General features: G+C 57.5%; 16 protein-coding genes. 10 read left to right on the forward strand and 6 right to left on the reverse strand.

The window, feature by feature from the left end; all coding sequences use genetic code 11:
- The 3 genes from HGHM_RS23595 to galE all read left to right on the forward strand — a co-directional run.
- Positions 1-209: hypothetical protein (locus tag HGHM_RS23595; RefSeq protein ID WP_218918035.1), on the forward strand; the 209-nt coding region annotated here is incomplete at its 5' end.
- 1 nt (position 210) lies between these two features.
- Positions 211-1857 (forward strand): FAD-dependent oxidoreductase, encoded by a 1647-nt coding sequence (locus HGHM_RS07075; RefSeq protein WP_019140822.1) that lies wholly within the window; start codon positions 211-213, stop codon positions 1855-1857.
- A gap of 211 nt (positions 1858-2068) precedes the next feature.
- Positions 2069-3115, forward strand: a complete 1047-nt coding sequence (gene galE, locus HGHM_RS07080) for a UDP-glucose 4-epimerase GalE (protein ID WP_019140823.1) — start codon at positions 2069-2071, stop codon at positions 3113-3115.
- 132 nt (positions 3116-3247) lie between these two features.
- On the opposite strand, the gene HGHM_RS07085 is transcribed toward galE, so the two are convergent.
- Positions 3248-3919 (reverse strand): glycoside hydrolase family 16 protein, encoded by a 672-nt coding sequence (locus tag HGHM_RS07085; protein ID WP_019140824.1) that lies wholly within the window; start codon positions 3917-3919, stop codon positions 3248-3250.
- 67 nt (positions 3920-3986) lie between these two features.
- Between HGHM_RS07085 and HGHM_RS23690 the strand changes: the two genes are divergently transcribed.
- Positions 3987-4277, forward strand: a complete 291-nt coding sequence (locus HGHM_RS23690) for a hypothetical protein (RefSeq protein ID WP_245549169.1) — start codon at positions 3987-3989, stop codon at positions 4275-4277.
- A gap of 406 nt (positions 4278-4683) precedes the next feature.
- Here HGHM_RS23690 and HGHM_RS07095 read toward each other — a convergent pair whose 3' ends face one another.
- Positions 4684-5100, reverse strand: a complete 417-nt coding sequence (locus HGHM_RS07095) for a divergent PAP2 family protein (protein WP_019140826.1) — start codon at positions 5098-5100, stop codon at positions 4684-4686.
- A gap of 3 nt (positions 5101-5103) precedes the next feature.
- Complete coding sequence (locus tag HGHM_RS07100; RefSeq protein WP_148415425.1) at positions 5104-5928, reverse strand: decaprenyl-phosphate phosphoribosyltransferase; 825 nt, start codon at positions 5926-5928, stop codon at positions 5104-5106.
- 94 nt (positions 5929-6022) lie between these two features.
- Here HGHM_RS07100 and HGHM_RS07105 point away from each other — a divergent pair, with 94 nt between their 5' ends.
- The 4 genes from HGHM_RS07105 (at position 6023) to HGHM_RS07120 (ending at position 10252) form a co-directional block, all read left to right on the forward strand.
- Positions 6023-6430, forward strand: a complete 408-nt coding sequence (locus HGHM_RS07105) for a GtrA family protein (RefSeq protein WP_019140828.1) — start codon at positions 6023-6025, stop codon at positions 6428-6430.
- Positions 6424-7731: an FAD-binding oxidoreductase gene (locus HGHM_RS07110; RefSeq protein ID WP_026075782.1), complete on the forward strand. Its 1308-nt coding sequence runs from the start codon at positions 6424-6426 to the stop codon at positions 7729-7731. The genes HGHM_RS07105 and HGHM_RS07110 overlap by 7 nt, the downstream gene beginning before the upstream one ends.
- Entirely contained in the window at positions 7732-8469 is a 738-nt protein-coding gene (locus tag HGHM_RS07115; RefSeq protein WP_026075783.1) for an SDR family oxidoreductase, read from the forward strand.
- A gap of 73 nt (positions 8470-8542) precedes the next feature.
- Positions 8543-10252: a hypothetical protein gene (locus HGHM_RS07120; protein WP_019140831.1), complete on the forward strand. Its 1710-nt coding sequence runs from the start codon at positions 8543-8545 to the stop codon at positions 10250-10252.
- Positions 10253-10365: 113 nt separating this feature from the next.
- On the opposite strand, the gene HGHM_RS07125 is transcribed toward HGHM_RS07120, so the two are convergent.
- The 3 genes from HGHM_RS07125 to HGHM_RS07135 form a co-directional block, all read right to left on the reverse strand.
- Positions 10366-11301 (reverse strand): glycoside hydrolase family 16 protein, encoded by a 936-nt coding sequence (locus HGHM_RS07125; protein ID WP_245549170.1) that lies wholly within the window; start codon positions 11299-11301, stop codon positions 10366-10368.
- A gap of 376 nt (positions 11302-11677) precedes the next feature.
- Positions 11678-12682 carry a glycoside hydrolase family 16 protein gene (locus HGHM_RS07130; protein ID WP_245549171.1) on the reverse strand — a complete coding sequence of 335 codons (1005 nt, stop codon included), beginning with the start codon at positions 12680-12682 and terminating at the stop codon, positions 11678-11680.
- A gap of 158 nt (positions 12683-12840) precedes the next feature.
- A complete protein-coding gene (locus HGHM_RS07135) occupies positions 12841-13878 on the reverse strand; it encodes a GNAT family N-acetyltransferase (RefSeq protein WP_161603775.1) in 1038 nt (345 codons plus the stop codon).
- Positions 13879-14622: 744 nt separating this feature from the next.
- Between HGHM_RS07135 and HGHM_RS07145 the strand changes: the two genes are divergently transcribed.
- Positions 14623-15606, forward strand: coding sequence for a glycosyltransferase family 4 protein (locus HGHM_RS07145; RefSeq protein WP_019140836.1), 984 nt, complete (start codon positions 14623-14625; stop codon positions 15604-15606).
- Between the two features lie 175 nt (positions 15607-15781).
- On the forward strand, positions 15782-16573 hold the full coding sequence (locus HGHM_RS07155; protein ID WP_019140838.1) for a polysaccharide deacetylase family protein: 792 nt from the start codon (positions 15782-15784) through the stop codon (positions 16571-16573).
- Positions 16574-16580 lie beyond the last annotated feature (7 nt).

Below are 16580 nucleotides of genomic sequence, written 5' to 3' on the forward strand. Positions count from 1 at the left end.
AAATGGCCACGCGAACATTGGAGATGCACATCGCAAGCATGCACCACGCATTGGGCCGAACAAGAAACAGGAGGATTGAAAGAAAGGATGAACAGAGTCAGCCGAATTCGTTGTTTGCATCGGAACGCTGGCTAAGCTCCGGCATGCCGACGTTCCACAGGGAGCACATCATGCAGATCATGAATAATATTTTGAGGAAAGAACATTAAAATGTTCATCGATACACGACGGGTGGAAGAGGGAGCTGTTGTCGACACAACGGTGTGCATCATAGGCGGCGGCGTGGCAGGTATCACGCTGGCGCTGGAGCTGGACCGGCAGGGAATCGATGCCTGCCTGCTTGAAAGCGGCGGATTTTCGCCGGATGACGATACACGCGACCTGTATCGCGGCGAAGATGTCGGCGCCTGGAAATACAATTTTGCGGATGGCAGCCGCAGCCGCTTCCTCGGGGGAAGCAGCAACTGCTGGGGCGGTTGGTGCCGTCCGCTCGATCCCTGGGATTTCGAAAAACGTGACTGGGTGCCGCACAGCGGCTGGCCTTTCGGCCTCGACGAACTGATGCCGTATTACGAGCGCACTCATTCGCTGCTCAAACTGGGCCCGACCAATTTCGAACCTGCATTCTGGGAAGGCGCGATCGGCCGCCAGGATGTGCGCCGTATTCCCCTGGTGACGAACAAGATCCGGGACACGATTTCCCAGTTCAGCCCGCCCGCGCGTTTCGGCAAGCTGTATCGCGACGATCTCAAGCGTTCGCAGCATGTGCGGGTCTTCCTGTATGCGAATGTCATCAACATCGATACCGACAAGGCTGCACGCACGGTGTCGCAAGTGCAGGTTGCCACGCTCACCGGCCGCAGCATGCAGGTACGGGCGAAAACCTTCGTGCTGGCCACCGGCGGCATTGAAAATGCGCGCCTGCTGCTCGCCTCCAACAAGGTGCAGGCGAGCGGCCTGGGCAATGGCAATGATCTGGTCGGCCGCTTCTTCATGGACCATCCACGCCTGTTGACGGGCAATATCCGGTTCAGGAAGGAATGGGCACGCAACAAGCTGTTCGATGTGAAGTACCACTACATGAATTCCGCGGTCGCCGCGCATGGCACCTGCATCGCGGCCCAGTTCGCCCTGACGCCGGAAGTACTGGAACAGGAACGGCTGCTGAATGCCCGCGTGTGGTTTTCCTCGGTCTTCCCGGGTGAAGGCAGCGCCGGCGCGCAAGCACTGTTCCGCTGCAAGCAGGCGCTGCTGCAGAAGGAGCAGGCCGACTGGAAGCTCAGCAAGGATCTGCTGACGATGGTGGCGCATCCGATCGATACGCTTGGCTATGGCTATACCCGCCTGTTCCAGCCGCGCTGGCTGATCCAGGGGGTGAAGTTCCAGCTGATCGTCGAGCCGGATCCCGATCCGAACAGCCGTGTCACCCTTTCCCCGACGCAGAAGGACAGGCTCGGCATGAACCGCGTGCGGGTCGACTGGCGGCTGGGCGAGCAGGTCAAGCGCACCTTCGACCGTACCCTGGCTTTGCTTGCGGACGACATGCAACGCAGCGGCGTGGCGGATGTCACGCTCGATCCTCCGGTCGAAGGGCGCAACTGGCCGTCCGACCTCGAGGGTACCTGGCACCATATGGGAACGACGCGCATGCATGATTCGCCCAAGCATGGCGTGGTCGACCGCAACTGCCTGGTGCATGGCATGACCAACCTGTATGTGGCAGGCAGTTCAGTGTTCCCGACCGCCGGCGCGAATTTCCCGACGATCACGCTCGCGGCGCTCACCTTCAGGCTGTCCGAGCATATCGTCAAGGAATTGAGGAGTGCATCCGCAAATTTTTCGGTAAAGGTCGCGTAAGGGATTGAGGCGCGTTCATGCACGGCTGCTTCTCACATGTCGGGCCTGCGTGGGCGCGTCCCGTCTCGGGTTCATTCGTGAGACAGGCATCACGTGATACTCTGATGCTTCACATGAGCGGCCAATTTCCCACTCAGGGCAGGTAAAATCGCGAATCTGGACCGACTCCCGGCCTTGCCTGCCGCCCGAAATTCCCCATAGAAACATTGACATGAGTACACTCAAAACCATACTTGTCACCGGCGCGTCCGGCTATATCGGTTCGCACACCTGCGTCGAACTGCTGGATGCAGGATACGCGGTTGTCGCGCTGGACAATCTATGCAACAGCTCGCCCGAGGCTCTGAAGCGGGTGGAAAAGATCACCGGCAAGGTCATTCCGTTTTATGAAGCGGATGTGCGCGACAGCATTGCGCTGGATGCCTTGCTGCGCACCCATCGCATCGATGCATGCATCCATTTTGCGGGCCTGAAGGCGGTGGGTGAGTCGGTCGAGAAGCCGCTGGCCTATTTCGAAAACAATGTATCCGGCACCATCAACCTTTTGCAGGCCCTGGGCAATGCCGGCGTGAAGCGCTTCCTGTTCAGTTCGTCGGCGACTGTGTACGGGGACCCGGAATCGGTGCCGATCCGCGAGACGGCGCGGCTATCGGTCACCAACCCCTATGGGCGTTCCAAGCTGATGGTGGAGCAGATCCTGCAGGACCTGGCCAAGTCGGATCCGTCCTGGGCGATCGCCTCGCTGCGCTATTTCAATCCGGTCGGCGCGCATGCGAGCGGCCTGATCGGAGAAGACCCGCGCGGCATTCCGAACAATCTGATGCCTTTCGTGAGTCAGGTGGCGGTGGGACGCCGCGAACGTCTGTCGGTATTCGGCAATGATTATCCGACGCCGGACGGCACCGGTGTGCGCGACTATATCCATGTGGTCGATCTTGCGCAGGGCCATTTGGCGGCGCTCGATGAACTCTTCCGCTCGGGTCGCAGCTTTACGGTCAATCTCGGTACGGGCAAGGGCTACAGCGTGCTCGAGATCGTGCGTGCATTCGAAGCGGCCAGCGGCCGTTCCGTGCCATACAAGATCGTCGCACGCCGGCCCGGCGACATCGCCGTGTGCTATGCCGATCCTTCCGAGGCGAAGCGACTGCTCGACTGGCATGCGAAAAAGGGCCTGGCTGAAATGTGCGCCGACCACTGGCGCTGGCAGAGCATGAATCCGCATGGGTTTGAAACGCCGGCGGAGGCGGTACCTGCCTGAGCGTTGCCGCATCGGATAGAGAGGCATTCAAGAAAAAGAGGCCGGCATGTTTCCATGCCGGCCTCTTTTTTCATGCTTGCGACATTGCCGGGCACACGCCGGGCAATGTCGCATCATGCACTGGTGCGCTGCTTACTTGAACTGCCAGACGCGCACGTACTTGACGTCGAAGGAGTTGCTCTTGCCTTGCGGAGTGCTGTCATCCGGCTGACCGCTGGCGCTGCCGAACAGGACGTCGAGCATCACGTACATGCGACCCGGCATGGTGACGTTGGCCGAATACACTTCCTTGCCGTCGAAGTAGAAGGTCTGCTTGTTCGGCTCCCACTTCAGCGCGTACTTGTGATAGGTGGCCGAGAGGTCGCCCAGACCCGTCACCATCTTCGTGCCGCCCAGGTCTCCCGGATTGCCGATCCAGATGGTTGGCGCATACGCGGTCGGATGGAAGTTGGCATCGGACCAGTAGCTGGCGGGGCCGCCGCCGGAGTAGGCTTCCATGATGTCGATCTCGGGGCGGAAGTTGCCTGCAGCATCGTGGTTGTACAGCCAGAATGCGGGCCAGGCGCCTTTACCAACCGGCAGCTTGGCTTCGATCTCATAGTAGCCGTAGGTCTGGTAGAACTTGCCGTCGGTATCGATCACGCGGTTGAAGAATTTGCCGCTGGCATCTTTCTGCGGCCAGATCTTGAGCGAGCCGTTTTCGACGGCGTAGTTCTTGGTCGGATTGCTCGGCTGATCCCAGGTGGTGTCGTTCCACTTCTTGGTATCGAAGCCGTTTTCGAATTCATCCGAGAAAGTCAGCACATAATCATTCGCGTTCTGACCGTAGGGGCCGGTTGCGGTCGTGCCTGTGGCCGGAGACGAGCCGGTGTTGGAAGACGGCGCAGAACCAGAAGGCGCAGGGGAAGTCGGCGAAGAAGTCGAATCCGGTGTCGAGCCAGACGATGAACCGGCGTTCGAGGACGAATCAGACGTCGAAGGAGAAGCCGAATCGCTGGCAGGAGTCGAGGATCCCGACGAGGTATCCGGATTCGACATGACCGATTGTGAAGCAGTTTGGGAAGCCCCATCCGTTGCCGTTGAAGTTGTGCCGCTGCCGCCGCCACCGCCACAGGCGGTCATGATGAACGCGGCGCAAGCGCACGCGATTGCCGATTGGTAAAGACGTTTATTGCTCAAGATGACGCTCCCTAAATTGATTCAAATTGCAATAGTTCTTGCAAGCAAGAGACACGTCAGAGCTTGCGCACAGGAAATTGGTTCCTGCGTGAAACATTTACTTACTTATTCCGTGTTTAACCAATGGCGACTTTCTGATAGCCACAAGGCAAGAAATAAGGGGTTTTCGATGGCAATCGATCAACCAGGGAGGGCAAAGGAGGACGCCGGAGCGTTTGGAAATGGCAGATGCGACAACAGGCGCGCGATGCATCAGCCGCGCATGTTTATAAAGAGGAGTGCGGAGCGGCCTCGTCCTTCAGGCCATGAATGCAAGGGCAGGGGAGAGCTGCGGGTGCCATGCACAGCGGACCGTAAGTTCCGCTATGCGTGGAATTCCGCGTTGTGAATCAGGAAAGAAAGTATCTGGCAAATGCCGCGACGCCAATCCCCACGAGGATACCGGCGGCAATCTCGATGCGGGTATGGCCCATGCGCTCGCGCAGCACGGTATGCGATACATCCTTTGCCGCGAGACGATTGATGGCGGATGCGTGGTTTCCTACTGCGCGGCGCAGGCTGTTGGCATCGAGCATGACGATGAAGGCAAGCGTGACAGCAATGCCGAAGGCAGGCTGCGCAATGCCGTTCTTCATCGCGATCAGCGCTGCAGTGCTGCTCACGATCGCGCTGTGATTGCTCGGCAGTCCGCCATAGCCGATCTGGCCAAAAGCGAGCTGACCTGCACGAATGCTGTTGATGAAGAACTTCAGCGTGCCGGCGACGAGCCATGCGAGGAAAGGGGTAAGCGCGTACGACCAATCCACGTGTTATCCCCCGACTGGCCACAGCGCCCAGATGCATGCGCCGATCCACAGTGCGACGGTGACGAGCAGCTGCCAGTCGGCCAGCAATGCATCTGTCGGCGACTCTCCGCCATCCAGCTCATCGACCACATACCAATAGCGAAACAGGCCGAAGAGAACGAGAGGGATGGTCACGACCATCTGCGGTTTCGCCGACATGACGTACAGGCTGTAGAAGAACAATGCGCCAGTCGCTGACATGTGGGCATAGCGGTCGATGAGCGTCACCGAATATTTTCCCAGCACTTCGCGGCCCTGCGTGCCGTTTCCCGCCAATTCCTGGCGGCGCTTGACGGCAGCGAGGTAAAGCGCAAGGCACAGTGTCGTGACTGCCATCCAGCCGGACAGCGGAACCGACAATGCCACCGCGCCCGCATACACCCGCAGCACGAAGCCGATGGCGATGGTGAAGATGTCGACCACCGGAACGTTTTTCAGCGCAAAGGTATAGACCAGGTTCAGTACGAGGTAGCCGACGATGACCGTGACGACTTTCGGAGCCGCGACCCAGCCCCAGGCAATGATCCCGTAGAGGACGGCAAGCAGTGTCATCGCCATCGGAATGGTGACGGCACCCGATGCAAGCGGGCGGGTCTTCGACTTCTTCGGATGACGCCGGTCGCGTTCGATATCGCGCATGTCGTTGACGATGTAGGTCGCGGATGAGGCGACACAGAAAAGCAGCGTGGCGAACAGTGCGGCGCTGATCCAGGAGGGCTCCAGGAATTCTCCGGTAAAAACAAGAGGCGCCAGGACGAAGCCGTTTTTCACCCATTGTTTGGGACGCATCAAGGTGACCAGACCTCGTAACTGACCCAGGAGCGTATGCTGGACTAAGGTGTTGTGCATATAATTCGTTACTCCGCCGTAACTGAAGAACTTCATGAAACTTGCAATCACTTATGCCTTGCTCGCCGCGATCGCAACGATCACCAATCTCGGAAGTCAGGACCTCACACTGCATCTCTATGCGGGCGTCTATTCGGTGCAGCTTTCCGTTCTTGTCGGCACAGGCGTAGGACTTGTCGTCAAGTACATGCTCGACAAGGTTTATATCTTCCGCTTCCAGGCACGTAATGCCATTGAGGACGGCCAAACATTCGTGCTTTACACATTGACCGGAGTAATCACCACAGCAATTTTCTGGGGCTTCGAATTCTGGTTCGATGCGCTCTTTCAATCAAAGGAATGGCGCTATGTCGGCGGTGCAATCGGTCTTGCGATTGGCTATGTCGCCAAGTATCAGCTGGATAAAAAGTTCGTCTTCGGCAATCGCGTAGCAAGATGCTGATCCATGGATGGGGGCGTCACCCTGTAGTTGACGCGGAAATACGGGCGCCGCTTACACCTACGTCGGCCACGTCGGTATTGAGTGAATGCAAGGACGTGCCGCTTATTGCGCGCGGCATGGGGAGAAGCTATGGCGACAGTTCGCTTGCATCGCATGTCATCAGCACTGCCTACCTGAATCTGCTGCTGGACTTCGACAGGGAAAGCGGCATCGTCAGATGCGGCGCAGGCGTGACGCTGGCGGAACTGCTCGATGCCTTCGTGCCTCAGGGATGGTTCCTTCCAGTGACGCCGGGCACGAAGTTCGTCTCAGTCGGTGGTGCGATCGCCAGCGATGTGCATGGAAAGAATCATCATTTGGACGGCTGCTTCAGCGAGTTTGTGGAGCGTTTCAGCCTGCTCCTGGCAAGCGGCGAAATCGTCACCTGTTCCCGCAGCGAACACAGCGACCTGTTCCATGCGACTTGCGGCGGAATGGGACTGACCGGCATCATCCTGGAAGCGAGCCTACGGCTGAAGCCGATCAGGAGCGCAATGATCGATCAGACGACTTTCAAGGCGCAAAACCTCGCAGAAGCGATCGAATTGTTCGAGAAACATCACGACGCCGAATATTCGGTGGCGTGGATCGATTGCCTGGCGACAGGGAATGCGCTCGGCCGTTCCCTCGTCATGCTGGGCAGGCACTCCGGGAGTGGCAACTTGTCTGCGCGCAGCAAGCGCCCCATGTCGGTGCCGGTCGACATGCCCGCGCCCTTGCTGAACCGCTTTTCCATCGGTGCCTTCAACGCGCTGTATTTCCATCGCATCAGGCGCTCGCCGCTCGCGCAGCAGGTGCATTACGAGCCATATTTCTACCCGCTGGATGGCATCCATCACTGGAACCGCATGTACGGCAAGCGCGGATTCACGCAATACCAGTTTGCATTGCCAAAGGCTGCCGGCATGGAGGGCATGGCGACCATTTTGAAAAGAATTGCGGCTTCCGGACGCGGATCGTTCTTGGCCGTGCTCAAGGCCTTCGGAAAGGAAAATGCTAACCTGCTCTCCTTTCCCATCGAAGGGTATACGCTCGCGCTCGATTTCAAGCTGGAAGAGGCATTGTTTCCGCTGCTTGAAGAACTCGATGCGATAGTGCTTGACCACGGCGGACGGCTGTATCTGACCAAGGATGTTCGCATGAGCGAGGCGACTTTCAAGCGCAGTTATCCGCGCTGGGAGGCATTCCAGGAAACGCGGATACGCTATGGCGCGCAGGGGAGATTCGCTTCGCGCCAGTCACAACGATTGGGGATGGATTAGATGGAAAGAATATTGATCGTCGGCGCCACGTCGGCCATCGCCGAGGCGACCGCACGGCGCTTTGCGCAGCAGGGAGCGAAACTCTACCTGCTCGCGCGCAACCGCGAGCGGATGGAAGGCCTCGCGCGTGACCTCAGGATACGCGGCGCTTCCCAGGTGTCATTCGCCGTCTTCGACGCGAACGACTTCGATTCGCACCAAGCGCTGCTGCAGCGTGCCATCGACGACATGGGCGGGCTCGACCTGGTATTGATTGCGCACGGCACTCTGGGAGACCAGAAGGCATGCGAGAAAAGCTTCCCGCTGACGCTGCGGGAACTCAATACCAATGCCATCAGCGTGATCTCGCTGCTTACCCACCTGGCGAATGATCTCGAGGCGCAAAGGCACGGGACGATTGCAGTGATCAGCTCGGTCGCGGGTGACCGGGGACGGCAATCGAATTACGTCTACGGTACGGCCAAGGGCGCAGTTTCGATTTTCCTGCAGGGCTTGCGCAACCGCTTGCACAAGAAGGGCGTGCACGTGCTCACGATCAAGCCCGGTTTCGTCGATACGCCAATGACTGCGGCATTCCGCAAGGGCCCGCTGTGGGCCAGTGCCGACAGGATCGCGGAAGGCATTGTGCGCTCGGTGCAGAGAAAGAGGGACGAGGTTTACCTGCCGGGCTGGTGGGCAGCGATCATGATGGTCATCAGGAACATACCGGAACGGATTTTCAGGACGCTGTCGCTGTAGGCTGGCGGGCAGGGCAAGGCTGCAGGCCGCGTCAGAAGTCGTCGTTAAAACTATTCAAAGGGATGGAACCGTAATGCTGCGTGGCTTGAAATACATTGCGATCACCTACTTCCTGGCGGCCTTCGCATTCACGATCTACGCGGTCGGCCATTATCCGACGGTACATCTGGCGGACCTGGTGTTCGACGATGCCTACTATTACCTTGGCGTCGCCTGGAATATCGCCCAGGGCCATGGCTCCACCTTCGGCAACCTGGTGCAGACCAATGGCTATCAGCCGCTCTGGCTGCTGATCCTCGCCGCGGTGCTCGCCGTTTTCTCGCTGTCCAAGGTCTGGGCGCTCGCCGTCGTTCCGCTGCTGACGCTTCTGATCAAGATCGTCGCAGTGGCGCGCATCGATGTGCGGAAGAGCGCGGAAGGTGCGGCGTTCTTCATCGCCCTGGTCGCCATCCTGCTGCTTTGCCAGAACACCTTCATGCACGGCCTGGAGACGATCCTGCTGCTGCTGTTCCTGCCCTTGATCAGCCAGCTCAAGCCGTATCCCGAGCAATTTTCCCCCGCAACCTGCGTCAAGTACGCCGCCATCTTCCTGGTCCTGTTTCTTGCGCGGCTCGATGCGCTGGCACTGGCGGGCGCATTCGCCCTGCTCGTTGTCATCAGCAGACGCAAGCATGTGGTTTCCAATCTTGCATTGACGCTTGGATTGACCCTGGCGGGTGTGCTGGTCTATTTCGCGGTCAACTACACGCTGTTAGGAACGATCGTGCCGGTAAGCGGGCAGGCGAAAGCAATCGGAAACAGGGTAGGGGAGAACCTGCCGGTTTTACTGAACTATCTGCTTGCGGGCCGGATCGCGATTGCCGCCATCATTCTTGTTTTCATCCTGAAAGCCGGCGTCAGGAAAAATGCAATTGGTCCGCTTCCGTTTTCCGGTGAATTGAAACTCATTGCTTTGGGAACGGTGGCGATTGCCAGCTACTACGCCTTGTTTTCCGGCTGGCCGGTCTGGGGCTGGTATTACTGGCCGGTGGCGCTGGTGACGCTCTATGCGCTGACCCAGGTCGGCTATCTGAGCATGGTGCTGTACAAGCAATCCATGAGCAGCTGGACGTCGAAGCTGCTGTCAGTGGTGGGCTGGGGCTTCATCGGCTATGTTCTCCTGCTTGGCGTCAGGACGGAAATGGCGCATGACGCCAATCCGTTCTACAGCATGTTGAAGAAAACAAGCGATCAGAGTTTCAACGCGATGAATGTCAGGCTGATTGACGACTTCTTTTCGAAGATGCCTGATGGTGTGGTCGCGATGGGAGACCGAGCCGGCGGGCTGGGGTACTGGCTGCCGGAGCGTTTCAAATTCTTCCATACCGAAGGCCTGGTTGCGAACAAGGAATACATCGATGCGCGTAAGGCGGGAACCGGCCTGCAATTCCTGAAAGGGATGGGAATCAAATACTTTGTGGTCGAGCGCGAGAGATTGCTCGAGGCAAGGGATAAAGACGGCACCGTGGTGCACGGGATTGTCGAGCCGGTGCAGGGATTGTCGGTGCATTCCGGGCAGCTCCTGATCTGCCTCCCGGAGAGTTCGATCCTGTACAGCCAGGATTACGGACAGCAGATCCGCCGCGTGTACGACTTCACCAAGCTTGTGGAATGTCCGAACGAGATTCGCAACGAAGCCGACCGCCTGTCGCAGGCTTACGGCGAGCTCAGGAAATACAGCCTTCCCTCGGAATACGGCGAAAACTGGACGCTGATGAAATACATCAAGTCGAATCCTTTCTGACTCGCTGCGTCCATCAGCCTCGGCTGAATAGCAAAGAGCCCGTCATGATGAATGACGGGCTCTTTGCTTTCAGGCTGCGCTGAAGGCGCAAGCCTGTGCTTCAGGCATGAGGATTACTTGAACTGCCAGACGCGCACGTACTTGACGTCATAGGAGTTGTCCTTGCCTTGCGGAGTGCTGTCATCCGGCTGGCCGCTGGCGCTGCCGAACAGGATGTCGAGCATCACGTACATGCGTCGCGGCATGGAAACGTTGGCCGAATACACTTCCTGGCCGTCGAAGTAGAAGGTCTGCTTGTTCGGCTCCCACTTCACTGCATACTTGTGATAGCCGGCCGAGAGGTCGCCCAGGCCCGTCACCATCTTCGTGCCGCCCGACTCGCCCGGATTGCCGATCCAGATGGTCGGGGCATAAGCGGTCGGATGGAAGTTCGCATCGGACCAGCCGCTGTCGGGGCCGCCACCGGAATAGGCTTCCATGATGTCGATCTCGGGGCGGTAGTTACCTGCCTCATCGTGGTTGTACAGCCAGAACGCGGGCCACGCGCCTTTGCCCACCGGCAGCTTGGCTTCGACCTCGAAGTAGCCATAGGTCTGGTAGAACTTGCCGTCGGTATCGATCACGCGGTTGAAGAATTTGCCGCTGGCATCTTTCTGCGGCCAGATCTTAAGCGAACCGTTTTCGACAGCGTAGTTCTTGGTCGGATTGCTCGCCTGGTCCCAGGTAGCGTCGTTCCACTTGTTGGTATCGAAGCCGTTTTCGAATTCGTCCGAGAAGGTGAGGACATAGTCATTCGCATTCTGACCATAGGGGCCTACGGCTTCTGTTTCTGCTGCCGATCCAGTACCAGCAGCAGGAGTAGAAGTCGGAGAGGTGGCGTTTGAACCTGCTCCAACGATTTCAGATTGCGAAGTACCAGGATAGTTGGTCTCAGCAGCTACTGCATTAGTACCGCCGCCGCCGCCGCCGCACGCAGCGAGGATCATTGCGGTACAGGCACCAGCCAGCGAGGTTGTTAAAAACTTTTTTCGGATAGTGGAAGTAACCAAAACAATTTCCTTTCAAATCAATTTTCGGTAATGCTGCAAAGCAAGCGTTACGTAGAGCTTGCTGTCGAGAAATTGGTTCCAGGAAATCGCTGAATTTTTCCGAAAAGAAAAATTTATGACAAGAAAATGATGGGATTCATTGTTCCGCTGACAAAGAATCCGAAAAAAAGCCGGGAAAACGTTTAAAAATAAATGCTGTCAGGAAATAAAAGAGGCTGGAGAAAAGGACAGGAGGTTTGCTGAATCAAATCCGCTTTTGCCCTTTCCCGCGTCGGGATGGCATGGATTTGCAATGCAGGAATGGCAGGCGCGGCAAGGTGGGGGTGGTACTGCAAGGAAAACCGCGCCAGGAAAAGGGATTGGCGCGGCAGCCGGACTATTTCAATTTTTGTCCGTTGTGGTCTTCGTACCGCTCGGGGAATCTGTGGGCTTGCTTGAATTTCCACGCCCGAACGTACTTGATTTCAAATGCATTGTTCTTGCCTGTCGGGGTAGTGTGGTCCGGCTCTCCGCTGGCACTGCCAAACAGGAGGTCAAGGAGGATGTACATACGATGTGACATCCTGACATTGACGGAATACACTTCCTTTCCATCGAAATAAAACGTCTGCCGATGTGGCTCCCATTTCAGCGCGTACTTGTGAAAACCCGCTGAAAGATCACCCAGATCCTGCAGCATCTTTTCCCCGCCTTTCACTTCCGGCATGCCGGTCCAGATCGTGACCGCATACGCGGTCGGCCGCAGCCGCGCATCGGACCAGCCGCTGGCAGGCCCTCCCCCGGAATAGGCTTCCATGATGTCGATTTCCGGCCTGAAGGAGCCCTTTTCATCATCATGGTTGTACAGCCAGAAAGCGGGCCAGCAGCCTTTGCCATAGGGGAGCCTGGCTTCGATTTCGAAGTAGCCGTAGGTCTGGTAGAACTTGCCATCGGTATCGATGACGCGGTCGAAGAACCTGCCATTGGCATCGCGCTGCGGCCAGATCTTGAGCGAACCATGTTCCACTGCATAGTTCTTCGTCGGGCTGCTTGGCTTGTCCCAGGTAGTGTCATTCCATACCCTGGTATTAAAGCCATGCTCGAATTCGTCGGAGAATGTCAATTCATACTCTTCCGGATTCTGCCCATATGGCGCCACGCTTGCCTGCTTGCGGCTGCGGGATGCAGGCTTCTTGCCGGAATCCGCTTCCTTGTCAGATGAGTGCCGGCCCGAGGACCTTGCCTTGTCGCCGGCGCTCTTCCGGTATGCCGGGAGGTCGGCGCGGATGGCCTCGTCCTTCGTGACTGCGAAACAGGAAACGACGGGCAGGAGAAGCGCTGCGGCATACAGCATCCGCAGCAGCGCGGGTCCCGGGTTGCGGCAAGCGCTACGTCTGTTCAAATCGGCATTCCTTTCAGGCGATCGATGGATGTCACCGCAGAATATAGAGCTTTGTCCAGGTGCCGGATTGATGTCTGATAACGAGAATGCATCGATCGCCTGCAGGATCGTCTGTCAGCGTTCCGGGGCACGAACCGCACGGTGCCACCAGCCACGGATCAGAAGCTCGGGTTTTTTCCTCCCGTAAGCCAGCCCGTCAGGGCATATCGAAGATTGCGCAGATCATCGAGGAGTTTCAGGATGCGCGCCGATATCCGACTGTCGCTGTGGTGCAGCCAGACCTTTGTCGCTCGCACATAACCATTCAGCGCCGTCTTCAATGCGAAGTCGCCGTTCAACAGGAACTGCAGGCGCGAGCGGTACACCGCGACGCAGTCGAGATGACGCAGGGACGCCCCGAGCGCGAACTTGTATTCGTAGCGCCCCCAGAGGAAATGGAATTCCTTGCCGCCGCGCGCGATGCATTCGCGGATCGTCATGTAGCAGCATAGGATGCCGACCCAGTAATCGTTGTAGGCAAGGTCATGGGCAAGCACATCGAGAAAGTAATTCTCGCCCGTGCAATAGCTGATCGCACCCGCGCAGATCTTGTCATTGATGCTCATGATCCCGACCAGGCCGCAGGACCGCGCACGCTTGACGATGCGCCGGGTTTCCTCTTCGTTGAGCGCCGACACCTTGTTCTTGGATGCCATTCTTTCCCGATTGAGGCCGACAATTTCCCGGACCTGGCTCTCGCTGACTGCCTCTCTCTCGTACACTTCATAGCGCAGCGAGGGAAAGCTGCGCATGAGCTTGTCCGAGTAACGCTTGATATTGCGGCGCGTATTCTTTCCCAGGCGGGCAAGATACTCATCCGCCGTCGGGGGTAATTTCATGGCGATATCTTCGGAATAATTGAAGCGCTGGTGGGGGTAGACAATGCGGTCGATATCCGTTTCGATCGCCTTGAAGGTAATCACATTGACATCCCTGAACCGGGTGAAGACGTGGTCGGCAAAGGCGCGGATCCGCGCACTGTCGATCCTGATCACTTCATTCAGGACGTTGATTTTTCCCTGCCTGCGCAGGAACAGGAAGATGGCATCGTATTCCCCGTCCTTGCGGGCGACATAGGTACAAACCTGCTTCAGTTCATCGTCGGGTAATTCGAGGTTGCGGTAGGAAGAAAAGAAGTTCCCGTAAAGACGTTCCATTTCCGAGGTGGCAAAGGAGGGAACTTCGTTTTCATAGAATGTCGCATCAATACGAGTTTTCTGATCCATTGATCTGTATAAGTCCGGCGGTGCTGTTCAAGATGGTTTCGATAGTTCCCTCCCTGAAGTGCAGGCATCGGACGCCTTGTGTTTTTATGTCCAATTTGCCCGCCTGTTTCAATGCAATATGTTTTGTGCGGCGGGTCTTGCTAATGAAACCATGTTGCCTTGACTCGTCTGTTGAGAAAACTCAGCGCCGATATTTCTAGTACAGGGATTGTCGAGATAAGCGCTTGCATTGGCCCTTGATGGCGAGGCACCAATGAAGGGAAGCAGATGGTCCTTGTACCTGCCGCTTCCTGCCGAAGTCAACAAGGACGGCATTGTGTATTCGCAAAACAGCCCCACACCGGTTTAACTACACTGTCAGCCCGGGTTGCCCGGTTTTCGATTTGCATGCAGTCAATAGTAGTTGTGCGCCTGTTTGCCAGGCTACTCGCTTGACTGCTGGAATTCGATAGATGGATCCGATGCCTTCCGTACCACCGACTGTCATTTGCCGCATCGCGCACCGCTTCAATCAGTAAGTGAGACCAGCTAATGCTCAGAATCGCTCTCGTCACGAACGAACCGCCGCCGTATCGAATACCCGTTTTCCAGAGATTAGGGCGCATGCCCGGGGTTGTTTTTCAAGTGATCTTCTGCGCCAGGCGGGAGCCGAACAGGAAGTGGGATCTTCCGCCCATGGAGTTCAATCACACGTTCCTGAAGGAGCGGATCACCACCGTAAAGGATGGGCATTACATTCACAACAATCCGGATGTGGTACCCGCCCTGATGCGTTTTGCCCCGGACGTGGTGGTCACCGATGGCTTCAATCCCACGCATCTGTATGCCTTCGCCCATGCTTGGCTGAAGGGCTTGCCGCATGTGCCGATGACGGACGGGACCGATCTGTCGGAGCGTGCCCTGAGTCGCGTGCACAAGACGATCCGCCGCTTCGTATACGCGCGCTCCAGTGCTTTCGTTTCCGCCAGCGTCGGCGGCGAACGTCTGTTCAGGAGCTATGGCATCGACGCGGAGCGATGCTTCAAGTCCTATCTCTGCATCGACAACGACACCTACTTCCGTACACCGGAGCCGGTGGAGAAGAAGTACGACCTGATCTTCTGCAGCAGGATCGTGCCGGAGAAAAGTCCGGTCTTTGCGCTGCATGTGGCGCAGAAGCTCGCGAAGAAACTGGGCAGGCAAGTCAGGATGCTGTTTGTCGGTTCAGGCAGCGCGGAAGCGACGGTCAGATCAGAAGCCTTGCTTCAGCCGGAGCTCGTGAGGGCGGATTTTCACGGCTTCGCCACGCAGAAGGAATTGCCCGGGCTATACCGCTCGGCGCGCTTGTTTCTTTTCCCCACACTGGCCGACGTCTGGGGAATTGTCGCCAATGAAGCCTGCGCCGCGGGTTTGCCGGTGATTGTTTCCCCGCATGCCGGTGTGGCGGGGGAACTGATCCTCGACGGCCAGAACGGTTTCATATGCGAACTCGATGAAGAGCTGTGGGCGGAACGTGCCGCGGCGCTGCTGACAAAACAGGATATGTGGCGGGAATTCTCCCGGCGCAGTCAGGCACTGGTGCAGGAATATACCTTCGACAATGCGGCGTCCGGCCTGCTTTCCGCATGCCGCTTTGCACTGACGGCCGGCGAGCCCGGCAAGGTAAAGATGCCCGTATGAGGGCAGGATAATGAGGGCGAAGATCACTGCAACCGGCTTGCGGAAATGGTGTCCGAAACCAAAAGAGTCGCTGGTGGGAAAGGCGGCGCAGTTGACGCTGCGTTGAGGCGAGACAAGGACAATGAAATCATCCAGGGCATCTAATAGATGCATGGAAAATCGAACGGAGTTTAGGATGGGCGTTGTATTTACGTGTTCCTTCGACGATGGCCACCCGTCGGACATGAAAACGGCTGATCTGCTGCAGAAGCACGGCCTGAAAGGAACCTTCTTTTTGCCGGTGACAAATTGGGAAGATGGCGAAGTCATGGCCCGGCCGCAAATCCTGGAGCTCGCACGTCATTTCGAGATCGGGTCCCATACCTACGGGCATTGCTATCTGAGCGGCGCCAGTGCCGCCGAGGCCCGCTATCAGATCAGCGAGGGCAAGAAGCATCTTGAGGATGTTCTGGGAAAGCGGATCGCCGGATTCTGCTATCCGGGCGGAAAATACCGGCAACGGGATATCGAACTGGTAAAGACTGCCGGCTTCACCTATGCGCGCACCACGATGAACCTGCGCTTCGACGCAGGCGACAAGCCATTCGAAATGCCGACCACCATCCAGTTCTATCCGCATCACAGGAGTGTCTATTTCCGCAACTTCGCACGCCTGGGAGAGTGGGCAAAGCGGCAGGATGGCCTTTTGCTTGCCCTGAAGTATCCGCACTGGATGGACCGGTTATACGCGCTTTTCGATTACGCCTGCGAGCATCGGGTGGCATTCCACTTGTGGGGACACTCCAAGCAATTCGAACAACTCAATGCCTGGCGCCAGCTGGACGATTTCCTTGCCTATGTGGCGTCGAACGTGGCGGTGCAGGACCGCCTGAGCAATGAACAAATGGCTGCCCGCTATTTCAAGGCGAAGGAGGCGGGCGAGGTAGCTGTTGGTGAAAAGCTGCTGGCCAAGAGCCTGGAGAACTGATTCGAGC

The sequence above is a fragment of the Noviherbaspirillum massiliense JC206 genome (genome assembly GCF_000312045.1).
In the GTDB taxonomy this organism is placed as follows: Bacteria; Pseudomonadota; Gammaproteobacteria; order Burkholderiales; family Burkholderiaceae_D; genus Noviherbaspirillum; species Noviherbaspirillum massiliense.

What these genes read in the sequence shown, in the direction of transcription:
- HGHM_RS07075 (WP_019140822.1), top strand. Translation starts at nt 211, where the DNA reads ATGTTCATCGATACACGACGGGTGGAAGAGGGAGCTGTTGTCGACACA.
- galE (WP_019140823.1), top strand. Translation starts at nt 2,069, where the DNA reads ATGAGTACACTCAAAACCATACTTGTCACCGGCGCGTCCGGCTATATC.
- HGHM_RS07100 (WP_148415425.1), bottom strand. Translation starts at nt 5,928, where the DNA reads ATGCGTCCCAAACAATGGGTGAAAAACGGCTTCGTCCTGGCGCCTCTT.
- HGHM_RS07105 (WP_019140828.1), top strand. Translation starts at nt 6,023, where the DNA reads ATGAAACTTGCAATCACTTATGCCTTGCTCGCCGCGATCGCAACGATC.
- HGHM_RS07110 (WP_026075782.1), top strand. Translation starts at nt 6,424, where the DNA reads ATGCTGATCCATGGATGGGGGCGTCACCCTGTAGTTGACGCGGAAATA.
- HGHM_RS07115 (WP_026075783.1), top strand. Translation starts at nt 7,732, where the DNA reads ATGGAAAGAATATTGATCGTCGGCGCCACGTCGGCCATCGCCGAGGCG.
- HGHM_RS07120 (WP_019140831.1), top strand. Translation starts at nt 8,543, where the DNA reads ATGCTGCGTGGCTTGAAATACATTGCGATCACCTACTTCCTGGCGGCC.
- HGHM_RS07135 (WP_161603775.1), bottom strand. Translation starts at nt 13,878, where the DNA reads ATGGAACGTCTTTACGGGAACTTCTTTTCTTCCTACCGCAACCTCGAA.
- HGHM_RS07145 (WP_019140836.1), top strand. Translation starts at nt 14,623, where the DNA reads ATGGAGTTCAATCACACGTTCCTGAAGGAGCGGATCACCACCGTAAAG.
- HGHM_RS07155 (WP_019140838.1), top strand. Translation starts at nt 15,782, where the DNA reads ATGGGCGTTGTATTTACGTGTTCCTTCGACGATGGCCACCCGTCGGAC.